The following is a 19,927-nucleotide window of genomic DNA, read 5'->3' as shown; positions in this document are numbered from 1 at the left end:
CCCAAATGAAATACACTCGATGTAAAGACGTGTAACATCTATCACATCAACAAATTAGTGAGTTCTGTTATTAGCTTATCCACATCGGCGCGGCTCACCCCCATATGCGTCACAAATCGCATGCCTTGATATCCTGGAGTGATATTAATGCCCTTAACCTTTAACTGCTTTGCTGCCGCAAAAAGATCAATGCCAGCTTCCACTTCAGCGAAGATAATATTTGTCTGTACCAAGTGCTTGCATGGCTTAAACCCAGGCAGTTGCTCAAGTTTTTCAGCTAAATATTGCGCGTTTTGATGATCTTCCTCGAGACGCTCTACATTATGTTGCAAAGCATAAAGACCAGCCGCCGCGAGCATACCCGCCTGACGCATACCGCCACCAAGCATTTTTCTAAGCCTTCTCGCTTTGTCTATCAACGCCTTATCACCAAGCAATAAAGAGCCAACCGGCGCACCAAGTCCTTTAGATAAGCAAATAGTAAATGAATCAAAATACTTTACGATTTCTGTGATATCAACCTTTAACGCAACTGCTGCGTTGTAGACTCTTGCACCGTCAAGGTGAAGTTTTAAGCCACGCTCATCACACAGCGCTCTGGCTTGTGCGATATATTCTAGACTTAATACCTTGCCACCAATGGTGTTTTCTAAACTAAGCAGCTTAGTTTTCGCAAAATGAAAATCATCAGGTTTAATTGCTTGTTTAATTCTTTCTAAGCAAATACTGCCATCGGCCTCGTTTTCTAGTGGCTGCGGTTGAATAGACCCAAGCACAGCCGCACCACCCGCCTCAAATTTATAATTGTGCGCTTGTTGGCCGCAAAGATATTCATCCCCTCTTTCACAGTGGCTCATCAGTGCAAGCAGATTTGCTTGCGTACCTGAGCTGGTAAATAGCGCAGCCTCAAAACCATGACGCTCAGCCGCAAACTGTTCAAGTGCATTTACTGTTGGATCATCACCATAAACATCGTCACCAAGCGGTGCATCAAACATGCTTTGTTTCATGGCGGGGGTCGGTTGCGTAACCGTATCAGATCTAAAATCCATCAATATTATCCTTGTCAAAAGAGGAGCACACAGCATAATACCAATTGAATTAATTCTCTAATCAATTTGAAGGGTGAAATAGCATATTAGCTTCGTTAAAAATTTCTCATTTAGAACAACTAAATATCAAAATTTTTGCCTTGCTACTAAAGCTATTTCCCCGCTTCAAGATAGATCATTTACTTAATACAACTGGTATAACTGAAAAACGCGCATTGAAGAATAAAACAAGATGACAAAGGGAGTTGTTCACTCCCTTCAAGATCCGATACTTTTGCAGGGTTTACTGCAACCCGGGCCAAGTGCCATTATCAATGGCTTTAGGATAACCCGCATCCACTTTGTCAAAAGTAATGCTATATCTTAAATAGCGACCGTCAGTTAAGAAGAAATAAGCACGCGTGTCGTTCCACTTTAATGCTGCACTTATCTTTGTCGCGTAGGCACCAAGTCCCGGCCAAGTATTATCGTTGATAGCCTTGGGATACCCACTGTCCACTCGGTCATCTCCCAAGTCATAGCGTAAGTATTGACCATCATCTAGGAAGAAATACACCTTATCTGACGTCCAACGAAGAGTTGCGGTTATTTTATTTGCGTAGGCAGCAAGCCCTGGCCAAGTATTGTTATCAATTGCTTGAGGGTAACCTGCTCGTACCTTATCGCTCTGTACGTCATAGCTCAGGTATTGACTATCCGATAGGAAGTAGTACACCGTATCACTGTCTTTATAAAAACTCGCTCGAATTTGTTGTGCATAATCGCCAAGTCCCGGCCAGTTGCCATTAGTCACCGATACCGGATAGCCATCATCTGTTTTATCTAACACCGTATCGTAACGCCAGTAGCGCGCGTCTTCAGAGAAAAAGTAGCTCTTAGTATTGTGCCACTGATGCGCCGCACTGAGTTTCAGCTCGGTAACTCGATAGCCAACATACACACCCTGTTGCTCAAAGCTATAGTTATTGATGCCAGATTCGGGCTGCGGATCTTGCCACTGTGTAACACCAGCAGGCAATGTTTCAACCAATTGGCTATTTCGATAAACACGCGTTTGCGCATTCGCACCATTTAGCCACGTAAATAGTTTATTGGCATAATTGAGTTTACGAATTCCTAAGTCACCGTACATCGGCGTGCTTTCAAAACCCGCTTGCACATTTGTTTCAATGCCCATGTAAGATAAAATCGTCGGTACAATCGCTGTCTGTGCTGGATAGCCATATAAACCAGAAAAGTCGGTATTAGCAGGATTAACGTCTTTTGAGCTAAATTCTTTATTCAGCACTTTGTTGGTGGCGATAAAGATGGTTTTCTCAGGCTCGGTTTGCTCACCGTGATGACAGCCGACAACCGGTGTACGGCCATGATCGGTGGTGACCATCACCAACCAGTTCTCACCGTTTTGCTCTCTTGCTTCAACCGCGTCGAGCAGTTTACCCAGTCGCTTGTCCGCATCTTCTACCGATTTATTGTAGGCAGAACCAAAGCATAAGCTGTGACCCACGGCGTCCGGTTCATCTAAATGTAAAAAGACAAAATCAGGTGAGCCGTTATTTAATGTTGCCAGCGCTTTATTTAAATTATCGTCGTCGCTACCTCCCTCCGATCTTCTGTCCATCAAGGCAACATCGTCACTGAAGAATTGCGTATGAATGGGTCCCCAAGTACTAAAACTTGAGATATCGGCGTTAGCATCATGTTCTGCGATGTAACGATAAAGGCTGGGATAGGCTTTGTTTGCTAGACCTGAGTCGTTGCTCGGCACTTGATGCTTATTCACCCAAATCCCAGTTAAAATTGTCGCCCAACCTGGGCCACTTTTGGTTTTTTGCTGTGTTTGTGTTTTTGCGATCCCGCCAGTGTAAGCTTGAGTTAGATATAGGCGATCAAAGTTCGGCGTATTATTGGCAGCAATTTTTTCGTATTGCAGGCCATCGATACCAATGAGCAATACTTTGTTTTCAAGTGCATTTACACTTGCGGTAAATGAAAGTGCAAGTAATGCACTGCTAAGCACGGGTAATTTCATTATCTTTCCTTTAAATGTGAATTTCTGGACTAGTCCAAGGAAGATGATAAATCCCCAACATGAAAAATCGTTTACAAAAAAATTACATGGAAAAATATTTTATCGCGAGTTTTGCTAACCTGCTCTTGCTTCCAAACTTTCGCTTAGCTGCTCCAAGCTCTTACCCTTGGTTTCTTCCACAAACAAAAATACCAGCGCAAACGAAAGCAATGAAAACAGGCTGTACAATAAAAAGGTGGTGCTTGCACCTAAATATTCAAGCTCCCACGGAAACACTAGTTGTACAGTAAAGCTAGCGGCATTATTAATCACACCGACAACGGAAATCGCAACGGCTCGAATTGCATTTGGAAATATCTCCGAAAACATTACCCACATGACTGGCCCCAGCGACATCGCGAACGACGCCACAAAAAGGGAAATCCCAAGCAGAACCAGTTTTGCTGGCATATTAATACTGTGAGCGAAAATCACGGACTTGTATTGCCGGTACTCATCTGCAGTTAAACGCTGCTTGATTGCGTCATTAAATGCAACATCGGAGGTGAAAGTCTGGCCTAATATTGGTGCTAAAGCATGCACAGGAAAATCGTCTACTTCAGTTTTAATTTCAGCAATATGCGCTGTATTTAGCTGATAAGTTGCTTGTTTAAAGCCCCAACTACACAGCGCCATACTAAAGCAAATACCAGTTAACCCAATGAGCAACAATGGTCGCCGTCCGAGTTTATCTATGGTCAGTAGCGCAACGATGGTAAAAACCACATTGATCAGACCAATCCAAATCGCTTGCATAAATGCAGCGTCAGTACCAATACCGCTTTGCTCAAAAATGGTCGGAGCATAAAAAAACACCACATTGATCCCGGTGACTTGCTGCGCGACGGCAAGCACAATGCCTACCATCAAAGGGACACGAAGTCGCTTACTAAACAAACTGCCCATTTTGCGTGCAAGCGACAAACTACTCAGTTGCAGTTTAGGTAACGCGGCTTGAATAGCATCAAGTTGCTGTTGTGCATTGTTGCTACCAAATAATCGCGTCAATGTACGTTTAGCCTCTAGCTGCTGATCCTTCATCAATAACCATCGAGGGCTTCGCGGTAATAACAGTAACAACAAAACCCAAGCCAGTGCTGGCAGAGCTTCAACACCAAGCATCCAACGCCATGTTTGACTGTCTATTTGCCAACTAGACACCCACATTGCATCGCTATGGCTGAGCTGAAGTAAGAAATAATTAGTGAAATAAGAGATAAATAGGCCAACGACGATATTGAGCTGGTTAACCGATACCAAACGCCCGCGCTGATCCGCTAAGCTGATCTCAGCAATATACATAGGCGCCACCATCAAGGAACAAAATGCCATACCGCCAATAAAACGCGCAATCACCAATGCTTCAAACGAAGTCGCAAAAGCCGAGCCAATCGCGGAGACAAAATACAAACACGCGGTCATCAGTAATGTTTGCTTACGGCCAATGGCATCGGCCACCGGCCCTGCAATAAGAGTTGCGACCAACCCTCCTAAGGTAGGCGCACTCACGACTATCCCTTGCTGCCATGGGGTGAGCTTAAAGGCCTCGCTAATAAACCCAATTGCACCCGAAATCACCGACGCATCAAAGCCAAAAATAAACCCACCTAACGATACAATTAAGGTGTACTTTAATGCATTGGATATCGACAGGCTGGTCATCGCTTATTACTCTGCTTTTACGGCGATAGAATCGCGCAAGATTAAGGTTGGTGGGTAGAGATTTTCCACATCGGGTTGGTGCTTCTCTTTATACACATGCTTAAGTACCCAACGCGCGGCCGCATTGCCCATTTTACGAATAGGGTTATCTATGGTGGTAAGTTTTGGATAAAGATATTTGGTAAATAACACATCGTCAAAGCCTACAACGGAAAGCGCTGATGGGACATCAAGTCCTGCTTCTCTGGCCGCAGTCATCGCACCTGATGCCATCTCATCGTTTGCGCAAACCAAGGCACTAAAGCGCTGCCCTGTTTGCATTAAATGATTAAATCCTGCGATGCCATCGATTTCATGATAACCGCCTTCAAATGAGAGCTTAGGATCGAATGACACATTGTATTCAGCTAAGGCTTTTTGATGACCAGCCAAACGCGCTTTGGCGTCAAGCTTAAATAACGGTCCACTGATATACGCGATATCTCGATGTCCGCGCTGCAATAGCGCCTCAGTCGCTAAGTATCCACCCAGTTCGTTGTCAGTATAAAAACAGCGCTCTGCCAACTCTGGAATGTGGCGGTTCACTAGCACCAGTTCTACATCTCGTCCCGCAAGCTCAATGAGATATTCATCACTGACTGCTTCTGCATGCACAATTAAGGCATCGCAGCGCCTGTCCAATAAAAATTCGATGGCTTGTTGCTCTTTTTCTTCATCACTGTGACCCGCAGCAATAATGGCATGTTTACCCGCCGTTCTCAGCGTACTCTCTATGGTGCTCATCATGTCACCAAAGAAAGAACCGTGTAGCTCAGATACCATAAGCCCCACACTGTTACTGCGGTTAGAAGCCAAAGATTGCGCGATGGCGTTAGGTTTATAACCTAACTCTGACATTGCCGCGAGCACCTTCTCTTTGGTTTTGTCACTCACCTTTGCATTGCCATTCATCACCCGTGACACCGTGGCTAATGATACCCCTGCAGCTTTTGAGACTTCGTAAATCGTTGCCATATCTATTACTTTTACTCCATCAGTTGTATCTGCGCACTATACCAATTTTGGCTCAAAATGCGCATAGTTTTAGACACTTGATTTACGCTCAAGCAGCATCGTTTGGTAGGCTTTTGCACTCGCCTTTAAGGTTCTTTGCTGAGTATGATAATCAACGTGCACAATACCAAAGCGTTGCGTATACCCCTCTGCCCATTCGAAGTTATCCATTAAACTCCATGCAAAGTAGCCACGAATATCAACGCCCTGCTCCATTGCTTGATTAACTGCGAGCAGATGAGATTGGAAGTAAGCTAGTCTTTGCGCGTCTAATACTTCGCCATTTTCCATTTTATCGTCAAAGGCCGCACCATTTTCTGTGATATAAAGTGGTGGCAATTGGTACTCAGCATGTAACTCCCGAAGCAATGTACAAAAAGAGTCTGGCACGACTTCCCAGCCCATTGTAGTAAGTGTTTCTGCACTAGGCTCAACTTGTTCATACCATCCATTACCATCAGATTGATAAATATTTCGGGTGTAATAGTTCACGCCAAGATAATCAATGGGCGCAGCAATAATCTCTAAATCTCCAGCTAAAATATCTGGTTGTACGTCCCTTGGGAGCTGGGCAAGTAAATCTGGGTACTGCCCTTCAAGAATAGGCTTGATATACCAGTGATTACAGTAATCATCCGCGATTTTTGCCGCTTCCACGTCACAATGCGCTGTAGACACAGGATCCGCATTGGCAAAATTCAACACGACTCCAAGAAGGCTATTTGGGCAATGCGCTCTTAGTACTTGCATCGCTAAGCCGTGAGCAAGAAGCAGGTGATGAGCTGCTTGTCTTCCCGCCGCTTGGGAGCGCAAACCCGGTGCATGAATACCTAATTCATACCCCAAATGTGCACTACAAAATGGTTCATTTAACGTGGTGTACGCATACACTTTATCGCCTAGTGCTTTACATACCACCTCGGTATACCGTGCAAATGCTACAGCCGTTTCTCGATTCAGCCAACCGCCCTTATTCTCAAGCGCTTGTGGCAAATCCCAGTGATAGAGCGTGACAAACACTTTTAAGCCTTTCGCAACCAACGCATCGACCAATTGTTGGTAAAATGAAAGTCCAGCATCGTTAACCGTGCCATCATCATTCATTACTCTTGGCCAAGAAATAGAAAGGCGATAGGCGTCAACCCCCAAACTGGTTATGAGCTCAACATCTTGCTGCCACCTGGATATATGCTCACAGGCAATATCACCGTTACTACTATCCTTTATCGCGCCATCATGTTCACAAAACCTATCCCAAATTGACTCACAACGCCCACGCCGCTCACCTTCGATTTGAAATGACGAAGTCGCAACGCCGAAAATATAGTCTGCCTTCAACATGGCCGAGTGTGTTGGCAGGATAATTTTATTCATGGTTAATCGTTCCAAGTTATGTGTTCACGCCAAGGTACGAGCGTGTTGTGTTAGTGACTGTGCAAGGCAAAAACATTTTTTATTTGAATTCGTGTTCGCTTTCTGCAATCATCATTAGAAATGTAAGCGCTTTCATTTTTATAAATGTAAGCGCTTTACCAAAAAAAATCAACTAGGAGTTTGTCGTGAGCGTACCGTCTCAATCACAGGTTTCAGCAGCAATCGCTACGGGCCATACTGGCCAGTACCGATTTGCTTTGGGGGCCCTCACCTCACTATTTTTTATGTGGGGTTTCATCACATGTTTGAATGATATTTTAATTCCGTACCTCAAAGGCGCGTTTGAGCTTAATTACACTCAAGCGATGCTGATCCAATTTTGCTTTTTTAGCGCCTATTTTGTTGTTTCGGTGCCAGCTGGCAAATTGGTTGGAAAAATCGGCTATCAAAAAGGCATTGTAACTGGATTACTTACCGCAGGCGTTGGTTGTGTGCTTTTTTACCCAGCGGCTGAAAGTGGTATCTATGGCGTGTTTTTATTCGCGCTATTTGTACTAGCGGCAGGGATCACAGTGCTACAAGTTGCAGCCAACCCTTTTGTTAGTGTACTAGGCTCCCCTGAAACCGCCCCTGCACGACTCACCATGACCCAAGCCTTTAACTCCCTCGGTACGACTGTCGCCCCATTTTTTGGCGCTATGCTCATCTTCAGTGAGGGAAGCACAGTTGAGGTGGGCAATGCCAGCGCAACCCAGTTGCCTTACTTGATGTTGGCAGCCATGCTCGCGTCATTGGCTTTGGTCTTTGCCTTTATTAAACTTCCCCAGCTAAGTAGTACTACTGAAGAAGTCACCACAGGTGAAATCAAGGCATGGCAGCATAGACATTTGGTGCTTGGTGCAATCGGTATTTTCGTTTATGTTGGGGCTGAAGTAGCGATTGGATCAACACTCGTTAGCTTCTTACATCAACCGGACATTGGCAACATGACCGAAGCCCAAGCCGCAAAGCTCATCGCATATTATTGGGGTGGAGCTATGGTCGGACGCTTTATTGGCGCGTTAGTCATGCAGAAAATATCGGGTCGAACCGTGCTTGCCTTTAATGCAGCCTGTGCATTTGCATTAGTCCTTATCGCAGTATTTAGCAGCGGTCAGCTCGCCCTTTGGAGCATTTTGGCGGTCGGGCTTTGTAACTCCGTGATGTTCCCGACTATCTTTAGCTTATCGTTGAATGGGCTTGGAAAACAAACGGCACAAGGCTCTGGTATTCTCTGTCTTGCTATTGTCGGCGGTGCAGTAATCCCGCTATTTCAAGGGATGCTAGCAGACGGAATCAATCTGCAGCTGTCATTCTTACTGCCTGCTTTATGCTATATCTACATCGCCTACTTTGGATTAAAAGGCGCAACTCCCCAGCGTTTCAAGAGTAATTAAGACATGAAAACGAAAATAACCATGCTAAGTCTTGCAATGGCTATCGCAACCTTAACAGGATGTAGCGAAAGCCCAAATAAAACCAGTGTTGATGCAGCTCGCCAAGTGGAAAACTGGCCAGCGCTGACTCCTGCTATCGAAACCGATAACAATCTAGAAGAAAGAGTTCGGTCGATACTCGCTAAGATGACCCTAGAGCAAAAAATTGCGCAGATGATCCAGCCTGAGATTCGAAATATTACCGTCGCAGAAATGCGAGAGTACGGATTCGGCTCATATCTCAATGGCGGCGGCGCATTTCCTTACAACAACAAACATGCAACGCCTGCAGATTGGGTCAAACTTGCCGAAGCGCTTTATCAGGCATCGATTGACGATAGCCTAGATGGCAGCACAATTCCTACCATGTGGGGAACGGATGCGGTTCATGGCCACAATAACGTCATTGGCGCTACGCTATTTCCACATAACATTGGCCTTGGCGCGGCAAATAATCCAGATCTCATCGAGAAAATCGCCCACATTACCGCAAAAGAAGTGTTAGCCACCGGAATTGATTGGATCTTTGCCCCTACGGTCGCGGTGGTACGTGATGATCGCTGGGGACGCACCTATGAAGGGTACTCTGAGCATCCCGACATCGTAAAAGCGTATTCCAGCGCTATTGTTAAAGGCTTACAGGGCGACCCTAAGGCGGACTTTCTTGGTAAGAACCGCGTGATCAGCACAGTAAAGCATTTTGTTGGCGATGGTGGTACGGTTGATGGCGACGACCAAGGCGACAATATCGCCTCTGAAAAAGCATTAATTGCACTTCACGCTCAAGGCTACGTAGGTGGACTTGAAGCCGGAGCACAATCGGTGATGGCATCGTTTAACAGTTGGCATGGCGAAAAGGTGCATGGCAGCCATTATTTGCTTACCCAAGTGCTCAAAGAGCGAATGAATTTTGATGGTTTTGTGGTGAGCGACTGGAATGGTCACGGCCAAATAGAAGGTTGTACGAACGACAGCTGCACAGAGGCCATCAATGCCGGCATTGATATTGTCATGGCCCCGAACGACTGGAAAGCCTTGTACAACAATACGCTAGCGCAAGCAAAAAGCGGTGCTATCGCGCAGTCTCGCATTGATGATGCAGTAAGTCGTATTTTAAGAGTTAAACTCCGTGCGGGACTTTTTGAAAAACCAAGTCCTGCAAATCGTCCATTGGCTGGCAACTCAGAAATCATTGGCGCAGAGTCGCACCGTAAAGTCGCGCGCCAAGCCGTACGTGAGTCACTGGTTTTACTCAAAAACAACGATCAGCTATTACCACTGAAACCGAACCAACATCTTTTGTTAGCAGGCGATGGTGCCGACAATATCGGCAAACAATCGGGCGGTTGGAGTATTACTTGGCAAGGTACCAACAACACCAATGCTGACTTCCCGGGCGGTACTTCTATTTATGATGGTATAAAGCAGCAAGCAGAAGCGGCTGGTGGCACCGTCACATTAAGTACTAGCGGTGATTTCGAAGATAAGCCTGACGTTGCTATTGTGGTATTTGGCGAAGATCCCTATGCAGAAGGCCACGGTGATAGAGCAACACTTGAATACAAGCCGTCTGATAAATCTGATCTTGCATTACTCAAACGCTTTAAACAAGCAGGAATTCCTACGGTGGCGGTGTTTATCAGTGGTCGCCCAATGTGGGTAAACCCTGAACTCAACGCATCAGATGCATTTGTGGCGGCATGGTTACCGGGATCTGAAGGAATTGGGATCAGTGACGTATTACTCGCCGACAAAAACGGTCAAGTTAAGTATGATTTTACTGGCAAGCTTAGCTACTCTTGGCCAAAAACGCCGACACAAATCGTAAATTACCAGGATAAAAATTACGACCCACTTTTACCTTATGGTTTTGGCTTACGTTATTCAGACCAAAATGTACTCGCAGATAATTTACCAGAGCAAATACAAACTCAGGCAAATCTCGCCAGCGGTGTAGACTTACTGGTAAGGTCGATCAATAAACCTTGGCAAGGTCATTTATACAGCAGTGGCGAAAATCAACTGATAAATGCCAACACCCATACGCTTGGTGGTATTAGCTACCGCACAACGGACAGAGAAGTACAAGAAGATGCCATTGAGCTACTTTTTGACGGTAGTCGACGCAGCGGCTTTAGACTCGCCAGTGAAAGCTATTTTAGGGAAGACATCAGCCCAAGTGTTCCAACCGACAGCGCCCTTACCTTTAAAGTACAAGTTGATGCTGCGCCAGATAAACCGGTTTGGGTAGCGATGAGTTGTGAAGGCGAAGCGGATGCAAACGGCTCATGCACCGCAAAGGTCGATATTGCTAAGCAACTTCAAACGATCCCTTTAGCCAAGTGGCAATCACTAAGCATTGACCTCAATTGCTTTACAGCCCAAGGCATGGACTTCACTAAAACCGTTGTCCCTTTCGAGCTTTCAACCGCCGGGATACTGGAGGTAACACTGTCTGAGATACAGATCTCTTCAGAAGCATCACCAACACTAAGCTGCAATTAGTCTCCTTAACACGATGTGGTCACGAGGCCGTGTTCACATCGTTTTTTAGTGTCTAATGAAGCCACTTTAATGTGGACTAGAATTTAAGAGATCTAAGATAAGCCAATTGTCTGATGCGCGCGTTTATTCTTTTTACAGGGCACAAACAAGCGATTTAAAAAGTCACACCAAGAGCACACTTGCCCTCACCTGCTCAATTTAATACTCTACTTTATGAGCTAACACCAAGGAAGAGCCAGAGTGTCAAACATAGCCGAACAAGTGATTAGTACCTACCCACCTGCTGCGCAAGCAAAAATCAGGGCACTGCGTAGTCTCGTTATGCAGGTTGCCAGTGAGCAAAACTTTGGCGCGGTGATTGAGGCAATAAAGTGGGGAGAGTTAAGCTTTAGTGTTAAATCGGGTAGCCCTTTCCGTATGGCTTGGAAAGCCAAAACGCCTACTAACTATCACCTTTATTTTCACTGCCAAACGAAGCTAGTTGATACATTTAGAGTACTATTTTCCGACGAGTTACAATTTGAAGGAAACCGAGCGATTGTCCTTAAACTAGAAGAAGACATGCCAACAGCACAACTTTACCGTTGTATTGCCATTGCAATGGACTATAAAAACCTCAAAAACTTACCTTTACTCGGGCAGTAACAACCAATCTAGGTAAACCTTGCCCGAAGCGAAAAACCCACCGTTACCAATTTTTACAACCGTGTACTTCTTACCTGAATAAAACGTGAAAAAATTACCCCTTTAAAATACAAAAAACAAAAACCAATAAAATTCAATGAGTTAAATTTATTAATTTGTGGTTCAAGCCTTGCTTACTTAATGATAGATAATCAGTGTAGATGCATTTCGCCATTCAGCATTGGAAACCACCAAAACCAACTAGCGCAAATAACAACATTAGGAGCATAAAACATGACACCAGAACCCGAGCTGCAAGAAAGTTTTATTGATTTCGTGAACAAGCAGCAATTTCCATGCATTTGTGGTGGTAATAGAGCCGAATTAGCGTTTAACCATGTTGAGGTTTTAGGTTTTGGCGATCTCACCTCAAGACACAACAACTTTAGTTTGATAACCAGTCTCTATTCTTTTGTCGAAAAGGTAGATTTTGACAGCATGAAAAGTGCCGCGTTTGTGGCGATTTTTGAGCAGAGCCAACACTTAGATGACAGCGACTTTAATAAGTCTGTTTGGCGTAAACTGCAGGAATTGCAAAACCTAGTTTCGCAGAGCACTCCTAGAGGGCCGCATTCTCAATCGTCAGATTGCAGCAATAATTTTCATTTTAATTTGGATGGCGAGCCGCTTTATATCACTTGTTTAAGCCCTACAAGCGCATCGAGAAACAGAAAGTTTAAGTACCCAGCGATTGTTTTTAACTTAATGCCTCAGTTTGAGGTCCCACAGAGTTTCCGTGTCGTCGAATCACACGTAGAAACCCACAGAATTTAATGCACATTGTACCAACGGAGAGGAACTAGATATGAGCAACATCATGGTAATCGATTTTATTATTTACGTCGTCATTGGCATATTAACAACTTTGGGTTGTTTTGGCTTAATGAGTGCTTCAAGCGCTTATTCAAATCTAAGTAGCCCAACCACTCGCACTAAGGCGAGTAAGCCTGCTGCAGTGCGGAGCTAAGCAATGCCGAATTCAAGCTTTGCTCCCTTTAACTACTCGCGGGAAAAGGGAGTATGCTTACATTTTTAAGCCACTCAAACTACTTACCGGCGGCAACTAAACCGGCGCCAAACCCAAAAAACACGCCACCGCTCACTTTGTTCATCATTGTCATACTCTTCGGTGACGACAATTTAGTCTTAGCAAGGCCAGAAAACACCGCATAAGAAATATGTACCATAAACACCAGCAGGCTAAAGGTAAAAACCAGCAACATAAATTGCGGCATAAAGGCATTTTCCACATTGATAAATTGCGGAAAGATAGACATAAAGAAAATAACAGCCTTAGGATTGGTGATCGAAACAAAAAAGCCTTCTAAAAAGCACTTTTTCATCGTACTTGCAGCAATAGACTTGCCTATTTTACTTTCACCTTTAGTTCGCCACATTTTGTAGCCTAAATAGAAAAGATATGCAGCGCCAATAAATTTAACGACCGTAAATGCCAACACCGAATTGGCTAAAATCACACCTAAACTTGATGCCGATACCGCGGCGACAATCAAAATCCCGAGCGCGACACCACAAATACCAGCTAAAGACTTGGCAAAGCCTCTTTGAATTGAGTTATTGATAGTCAGCATCACCGCAGGCCCTGGTAATAAAATTGTCGCCAAAGCGACACCTACAAACAGCAAATAATTGTCCAAAACATCAACCCCGCAAACATGTCGATTCACACTCACTGAATCATCACACTAAATCATGAATTTACAAAGTAATATGCGATAGGTGGGAGCTACATACTGAGTTTATCAATGATATTCATCTTCGAACTCAGCCTTATCATTTCCCTATGCAATATGCGCTTGAATGAGTGCGGCATAAAGTCGCACCTACTGAATTAGGGCCAAAAAAATGCAGACTCATCGGTCTGCATTTTTATGCCAATTTGCTTAATTAAGTGAAATTGGTATTAGTGAACGGATGCGCAAGGGATCACTCAAAGGTATACCTCATACCAACCGAGTATCTCGGGCCGTATTGACGAGCAAATAAGAATTGCTCTTCATACCGACCATATCCTTGCTCGGTTTCATTGTTTAAGTTAATACCTTCAAAGAACACCGTAAACTGCTCATCAATATCGTAATTCACACTAACGTCCCATTGACCGTAAGACTTGGCATATTGCGGTGGTGCATCTGCCGAGCCTTGCGCTTGACCTACCCCGATTAGATAAGCGTCACGCCATGCGTAGGTTAACTTCACCGATAACCCGTCTTTTTCGTAAAATGCTTGGAAGTTAGCCGAGTCACTCAAGCCCGTCAGCGGTGCTTGCTGCACTAGGCTTTCACTATCAAACTCAACATCGCCATCAACAAAAGTTGCGTTTACACCAAGGCCGAATCCCGTTTCACCAAATAAGTGCTGTACCGCCACTTCAAAACCATCAACCGATTTGCTATCGGTATTTTGTGGCTGGCTGATGTTCCATACCATCAAAGGATCGTCACTGCTTGGTTCAATTTTGCCCTCGGCATTACCGTGACCATTGGCGAGCATTTGCGCAAAAATGGCATCACTAGTCGCCTGCTCTCCACGGGCTTCAATGTCTGCAATCGCTTGTTTATACCTTGGACCATTATAAATATCGTAAAGACCTTCAATGGTGGTTTGCGTGATTGTGGTTTGAATAAAGTTATCGACCTCTTTTTTAAAGTAGCCAAGCGATGCGTAACTTCCTTCGTTGTAATAATATTCAAGTGAAAAATCTAGGTTTGTCGACTCAAACGGTAATAGATTAGTATTGCCTCGAGAGCCAGTTCTCGCTCCCGGTTTTGGGCTGCCTGACAAACTTCTGCCACCCGCAAGATTACTAAGCGGCGCACGCGACATTGTTTTGCCCCAAGACGCTCGTGCAATTAAATCTTCGGTGATATCAAAACGCACATCGATCATCGGCAATAGAATGTCGTAATCCCCTTCCTGCGTTAAGAAATTGTCATCCCCCCCCGCAGCGTATTGCATAATCCATTCAGATGGACTGTCCCAATTCACTTGCGTTTCCACACGCTGACGTACCACACTTGTCACATCCGTTTGTTCATAGCGCAGGCCTGCGTTGATCTGCACAAAGTAGTCAGAAAATTCAAACTCCCATTTGGATTGCAAGTAGATGCTGTCAGTGGTTTCATCAACTCTACTTTGGCTGTCTATGCCATCAAAATAGGCGTCCGCCGAGTAGTAGTCGGCACCGATCACATCTTCTGTAAGATACGCAAGCTGCCTTGCAATAGCTTCATCAAAGTCATAGGTATAGTAATACCCAGGCTGTAAGTCACTGCCACCACCTGCAAATTGATCTAGCAAATCGCCAGTTTCATGGCGCGTAAACATGCTATCTGGGAAAATTTCTTTAAACGAAGGGTTAAAACCCGGTCCTCCTCGTAGACCACTCCACGCTTCATATCCCCCAGTTGACTGTTCAGTGCGAGCTGCACCAAACTGCACACTGACTAGGCCAATATCAAAACTGTCGTTAAACCAAGTGGCGTCAAGTTGTAACTGCTCGACTGTCGCCTCTCCGGGAGAATGGATAAATTGGCTAAAGTTAGAATCAATTTCACTTGCCATGAGTTCGTTCGTGCCATTTTTCCAAAGCACATTTGCATGCGGCACTTCGCCCTGCCGATAATCATAAATCTTAGTGAGCAACTGATCTGAGCCTAAGATGATTTGACCATCACTACCCAAGCCTTTATCTGCACCATTATCGGTTTCGTTTTTTGAGTCGTGATAATCAAGCTCTACATGCCAATTATCATTAATTTGCCAGTCCAGATTTAAGCCAAGTGAACGCGCCTCAACTTCCGTCGTATTTCTATTTGCAGTGAACGACGCATCATTACCGCCAATATCGGCATAAACCGCGGTGCCATTAGCATCTAACTCATAGGCGTTAATGTTACCGCCAAACTCATTCCAAATACCCCACCCCACCGTATTAGAGCCAGTTACGGCAAGGCTTGCCGTATAATCTAAGGTAGCAATGAAACCGTTGGTTGGTGTATATTGAAAGGTAACTTGACCGTTTGTTCTTTCTCGCTCTAGATCTTCAATGCCGTAGTTCATGTCTTTTGGAAAAAAGTAATTTCCGACTTTATTACCCTCGGCATCTTCAGCACGGCCATCAATGATTTTAGACGGGTCTAAATCAGGTAGATCAACATTGGCCTGCCAGCCTTGAATGTTGGCTTGCTGCTTTTGAAAGTCACGTTGCTGATGGGAGAAGGAAAACCCAAAACCAAAGGTTTCATCGGCAAAGGTATTACTGTAAACCGCGGAAACCTCAGGTGTAACATCATCTCCCGCTTCGTTAGAGGTATCAACAATCGCCTTTGCTGTAGCACTAAAGTGCTGCCCTGGGCGTTGTAGAGGTTTAGCCGTGACAATGTTGACTAAAGCCCCTAAACCGCCACTGGGTACATCAGCACGTCCGGTTTTATATACCTCAAGCGCACTCACGCCTTCTGCGGCTAGGTTTTCCAAGTTATACGAACGAGTATTACCTGTGCCCGGCATTTGGCGACCATTTAATGTCACCAAGTTAAAATCAGGCCCAAAGCCACGTACGGTAATTTGGCTGCCTTCGCCGTTGGCACGGCTGACCGAAACACCAGTGATCCGTTGTAAAGACTCGGCTAGATTGGTATCTGGAAATTTCCCCATTTCCTCTGCAGAAATGGCATCCATAACCCCCGATGCGGAGCGCTTTAAATCCATTGAACGGATCAAACTTCCGCGGATCCCTTTCACTTCGATCACTTCGACTTTTTCGGCTGTTTGTTGCTCTTCTGCTTGAGCTATGCTGACCATTCCCGCATTCATCGCTATTGCTAGCGACAACTGAGCGGCAAGCTTACTTTTATTGAATTGTTTGTTATTCATGACTGCCCTGCGATTCTATTCTTGCTGCTGGATCACCGAGTTCAAAACACTATTGGCGATCCACACTGGCTTATTGACTGACGATTTCAACATTGTCTATGCGGTAAACGGCGCCTTCGCCCATTCCCCAGCTGGGGAATACAATCAAGACATCAATGGCACTAATATCGAGTCCAGCATCGTACAAAGCTTGAAGTGGAAACGTATACGTTTGCCATTTGCCAACTTCTGGAGCTTTACCTTCAGCGCTTTGGTTAAGAGCAAGCTCTACCGCTGCACTGGCATCATTTGACTCAATTTTAAATAGCCATTGAGCGTCGATATTTGCTGGTGTTGAAGTCACCTTCATATCAAACTTAACTACGCCAGTTTCTAGTAAATGGGAAGCATCATAATAGACATCATCATCCGCTAAAAACCCCATCACGGTTGGGGTTGCACCAATAACAAATTGCGCAACTTGACCATGGGCTGCATCTTCGTCTACTTCTATTGTGGGTGTAGAGCCACCACAACAATCCCAAATTGACCACTGCTCAGCAGCTTGATCTTTAAATAAGCTTAGACCGCCACTCGCCTTACCACCGTTAGGATGAAAGATTTTTGCGTTATCAACACGATAAACCGCACCGCTACCTGAGCCCCAGGCTGGGAAAATCATCACCACATCAATTGCACTTGGGTCAAGTCCTGCCTGAGCCAAAGCTTCAATTGAGAAAGTATAGGTTTGCCATTCACCGGCCTGTGGTGCTACACCTTCTTGTGATTCAGATAGTGGTAGCTCAACCGCACTCGCGGCATTGTCAGACTCAATTTTAAGTAGCCAAGGGGCATCAGGCGTTGACGGTAAGCTCATGACTTTCATCTCAAACTGTACTACGCCACCTGCTAAAATTGCAGTTGCATCAAACGGCTTTCCAGCTCCGCCCACTTCTGTTCGAGACGAAAACCCCATTACCGTTGGTGTGTCACCAATCGTGAATTCAGCAACAATACCATGCGTCGCATCGTCAGAGACTTCAGTCGGTGTCGAGCCACCACAACAATCCCAAAGCGGCCACTCAGCGTTAATGGCATTTTCAAATAAGGTCAACGAAGGTAAGTTTGTATCCTGTGCAATCTCAACCTTATCAACACGATAGATAGCACCGTTTCCGGCACCCCATGCTGGGAAGATCATCACGACATCAATAGCTGATACATCAAGTCCTGCATCAGCCAACTGCTGTAGTGGGAAGGTATAAGTTTGCCACGAGCCTGCGGCTGGTGATTGTCCTTCAACGCTTGCAAAAAGATCGAGTTCAGCAGCGCTAGAAGCACCTTGGCTTTCAACTTTAAATTTCCATGCAGCGCTTGGGTCTGAAGGCATTTGTGTCACTTGCATATCGAACCGAATATAGCCCGCTTCTAGCATACTCGTTGCATCAAATGGCGAGGCTTTACCGCTTGGATCTGTGATAAATTCGGCACGGCTGGTAAAGCCATTTACGGTTGGCGTCTCACCGACTACAAACTCAACAACATTGCCACGGCTTTCGTCTGCAACCAATGCAGGCATAGAGCCACCACAACAATCCCAAGCAGGCCAGTTAGCGTTAAAATTATCATCAAAGATGGTTAGGTTTTTAGCGATACCCGAAGAAGGTGGCGACGGAATAGGTGCTTCGCCTTCGACTAACGCATCCTCAAGGTCGTCGTAGCCTGGGCGCACCGTTTCACATCCTTTGCCCGTTTCAGGATTAGAGCCGCATTCATACACTCTGACATAGTCAACCACAAACGATTGTCCGTTCACAAAGGCGTCCGAGTCGATACCTTTATTATTAACGTTTTCTGGCCAATCACCGCCAACGGCAAGGTTTAAGATAAGGTGAAACTGCTGATCAAAAGGCGCACTATCCCAATGAGTAACCAGCTCACCAGAGCCTTGCTCGTAGTATTCAGCAAACCATCCACGGTGTTTTAAACCAACCGCTTCTTGCTTTGAGTTGTAACGAACCTCCGATTGACGTTGCGTGGCATAGAGATAACCATCAACGTACCAACGGATCTCACCCTCTTGCCACTCCACAGCATAGGTATGGAAGTCATCGGCTGGATTTACACCATCAGGTAAGGCGTATGCTTTACCGGTGTGAACATTATTAGGCCAATCACGGCCGTAATGAAGCGTGCCATGCACGTTAGATTCAACCGACCCGTCTTCATTAGCGACCTTGAGGTTTACCGCTTCCATGATGTCTATTTCACCAGACTTGGGCCAGCCACCGTAAATCTCATCCGTAGGCAACATCCAAAACGCCGGCCAGCTGCCTTGCCCGCTTGGTAGCTTGGCCCGCATTTCGAATCTGCCATACTTAAAACCAGCTTTATATTTGGTGTTCAATCTTGCCGAGGTATACGGCAGTTGTGCGCCTGCTTGCGCAGGGGTAGCGACAATATTCAGCATGCCATCGGCAATAAACGCGTTCTGTTCACTGTCGGTGTAACACTGTTTTTCATTGTTGCCACCGCCGTCGCAATTTACCTCGTGCGTCCACTTAGATGTGTCTATCGCATCTCTATCAAATTCATCGCTCCACACTAGCGTCCAGTCTGAAACCGGCGTTGTGGTATCAACGGATTTATAATTAGTTTCTGTCTCGGCGCTTCCGCCACATCCCGCTATGATAGCCACAGAGATTGCGGTACATAGCCTTGTTAATTTTCTTGCTGCAATTTTCATCAGTTACCCCGATGCAAAACGTCGTTGTCAAATGGTTGAATACTAAGAACTTTATTATTTAACCTGAGGCTTAGATAAGCAGTCGATTAACTCATCGTTTCTCAGAACAGGTTATTTAGCTATACGCTGTAAGAATACCCAGCGCGTTCCCAGCAACAAATGTAAGCGCTTACAAATGAAGTTAAAAAAACACACGCAAAATGTAAGCGCTTTCACAAAAGTAAACTAAGTTAATTTATTCGTCAATATTAAATTGTCATAAGGTGAAAATCTGCATGCTATAAATACAGACTAAACAGATCAGTTGCACCTAATAAAACCGCAGCAGAAAAAGCTGTAAAGGGGCTTTACGTGTTTACGCAATCGTTACGTCAGGATAAATCATGCGCTTTCGCTTGGTTGACAATACCGTTAAACTCACTGAGAT

Annotated in this window: 12 protein-coding genes; 4 read left to right on the top strand and 8 right to left on the bottom strand. The window is 45.1% G+C overall.

Annotated elements, in window-relative coordinates; genetic code table 11:
- Positions 1–41: 41 nt before the first annotated feature.
- From ltaE to PPIS_RS22550, 5 genes are all read right to left on the bottom strand, one after another.
- Positions 42–1,052 (bottom strand): low-specificity L-threonine aldolase, encoded by a 1,011-nt coding sequence (ltaE, locus tag PPIS_RS22570; RefSeq protein WP_010375280.1) that lies wholly within the window; start codon positions 1,050–1,052, stop codon positions 42–44.
- Between the two features lie 283 nt (positions 1,053–1,335).
- Positions 1,336–3,084 carry a hemopexin repeat-containing protein gene (locus tag PPIS_RS22565; RefSeq protein WP_010375284.1) on the bottom strand — a complete coding sequence of 583 codons (1,749 nt, stop codon included), beginning with the start codon at positions 3,082–3,084 and terminating at the stop codon, positions 1,336–1,338.
- 114 nt (positions 3,085–3,198) lie between these two features.
- On the bottom strand, positions 3,199–4,785 hold the full coding sequence (locus PPIS_RS22560) for a sugar porter family MFS transporter (RefSeq protein ID WP_010375286.1): 1,587 nt from the start codon (positions 4,783–4,785) through the stop codon (positions 3,199–3,201).
- A gap of 6 nt (positions 4,786–4,791) precedes the next feature.
- Positions 4,792–5,799, bottom strand: coding sequence for a LacI family DNA-binding transcriptional regulator (locus PPIS_RS22555; RefSeq protein ID WP_010375290.1), 1,008 nt, complete (start codon positions 5,797–5,799; stop codon positions 4,792–4,794).
- A 69-nt stretch (positions 5,800–5,868) separates the two neighbouring features.
- Positions 5,869–7,212, bottom strand: a complete 1,344-nt coding sequence (locus PPIS_RS22550) for a GH1 family beta-glucosidase (RefSeq protein WP_010375293.1) — start codon at positions 7,210–7,212, stop codon at positions 5,869–5,871.
- Between the two features lie 185 nt (positions 7,213–7,397).
- Here PPIS_RS22550 and PPIS_RS22545 point away from each other — a divergent pair, with 185 nt between their 5' ends.
- The 4 genes from PPIS_RS22545 to PPIS_RS22530 all read left to right on the top strand — a co-directional run bounded on the left by PPIS_RS22545 (position 7,398) and on the right by PPIS_RS22530 (position 12,650).
- Complete coding sequence (locus PPIS_RS22545; protein ID WP_010375296.1) at positions 7,398–8,648, top strand: sugar MFS transporter; 1,251 nt, start codon at positions 7,398–7,400, stop codon at positions 8,646–8,648.
- 3 nt (positions 8,649–8,651) lie between these two features.
- Positions 8,652–11,192, top strand: coding sequence for a glycoside hydrolase family 3 protein (locus PPIS_RS22540; protein ID WP_010375299.1), 2,541 nt, complete (start codon positions 8,652–8,654; stop codon positions 11,190–11,192).
- Between the two features lie 240 nt (positions 11,193–11,432).
- Complete coding sequence (locus PPIS_RS22535; RefSeq protein WP_010375302.1) at positions 11,433–11,837, top strand: DUF1801 domain-containing protein; 405 nt, start codon at positions 11,433–11,435, stop codon at positions 11,835–11,837.
- A gap of 273 nt (positions 11,838–12,110) precedes the next feature.
- Positions 12,111–12,650, top strand: a complete 540-nt coding sequence (locus PPIS_RS22530) for a YqcI/YcgG family protein (protein WP_010375304.1) — start codon at positions 12,111–12,113, stop codon at positions 12,648–12,650.
- Positions 12,651–12,922: 272 nt separating this feature from the next.
- On the opposite strand, the gene PPIS_RS22525 is transcribed toward PPIS_RS22530, so the two are convergent.
- From PPIS_RS22525 to PPIS_RS22515, 3 genes are all read right to left on the bottom strand, one after another.
- The gene (locus tag PPIS_RS22525) at positions 12,923–13,501 is read right to left on the bottom strand and encodes a LysE family translocator (RefSeq protein WP_019647445.1); all 579 of its coding nucleotides are present in this window, start codon (positions 13,499–13,501) and stop codon (positions 12,923–12,925) included.
- A 322-nt stretch (positions 13,502–13,823) separates the two neighbouring features.
- Positions 13,824–16,775 carry a TonB-dependent receptor gene (locus PPIS_RS22520; RefSeq protein ID WP_010375309.1) on the bottom strand — a complete coding sequence of 984 codons (2,952 nt, stop codon included), beginning with the start codon at positions 16,773–16,775 and terminating at the stop codon, positions 13,824–13,826.
- A gap of 70 nt (positions 16,776–16,845) precedes the next feature.
- Positions 16,846–19,500 carry a glycoside hydrolase family 16 protein gene (locus tag PPIS_RS22515; RefSeq protein ID WP_010375311.1) on the bottom strand — a complete coding sequence of 885 codons (2,655 nt, stop codon included), beginning with the start codon at positions 19,498–19,500 and terminating at the stop codon, positions 16,846–16,848.
- Positions 19,501–19,927: the final 427 nt, after the last annotated feature.

The organism is Pseudoalteromonas piscicida (assembly GCF_000238315.3).
GTDB lineage: Bacteria > Pseudomonadota > Gammaproteobacteria > Enterobacterales > Alteromonadaceae > Pseudoalteromonas > Pseudoalteromonas piscicida.
Note: the sequence above shows the minus strand (reverse complement) of the source record. Positions and strands in the feature narration are given on the sequence as shown.

What these genes read in the sequence shown, in the direction of transcription:
- PPIS_RS22520 (WP_010375309.1), bottom strand. Translation starts at nt 16,775, where the DNA reads ATGAATAACAAACAATTCAATAAAAGTAAGCTTGCCGCTCAGTTGTCG.
- PPIS_RS22560 (WP_010375286.1), bottom strand. Translation starts at nt 4,785, where the DNA reads ATGACCAGCCTGTCGATATCCAATGCATTAAAGTACACCTTAATTGTA.
- PPIS_RS22555 (WP_010375290.1), bottom strand. Translation starts at nt 5,799, where the DNA reads ATGGCAACGATTTACGAAGTCTCAAAAGCTGCAGGGGTATCATTAGCC.
- PPIS_RS22565 (WP_010375284.1), bottom strand. Translation starts at nt 3,084, where the DNA reads ATGAAATTACCCGTGCTTAGCAGTGCATTACTTGCACTTTCATTTACC.
- PPIS_RS22550 (WP_010375293.1), bottom strand. Translation starts at nt 7,212, where the DNA reads ATGAATAAAATTATCCTGCCAACACACTCGGCCATGTTGAAGGCAGAC.
- PPIS_RS22540 (WP_010375299.1), top strand. Translation starts at nt 8,652, where the DNA reads ATGAAAACGAAAATAACCATGCTAAGTCTTGCAATGGCTATCGCAACC.
- PPIS_RS22530 (WP_010375304.1), top strand. Translation starts at nt 12,111, where the DNA reads ATGACACCAGAACCCGAGCTGCAAGAAAGTTTTATTGATTTCGTGAAC.
- PPIS_RS22515 (WP_010375311.1), bottom strand. Translation starts at nt 19,500, where the DNA reads ATGAAAATTGCAGCAAGAAAATTAACAAGGCTATGTACCGCAATCTCT.
- ltaE (WP_010375280.1), bottom strand. Translation starts at nt 1,052, where the DNA reads ATGGATTTTAGATCTGATACGGTTACGCAACCGACCCCCGCCATGAAA.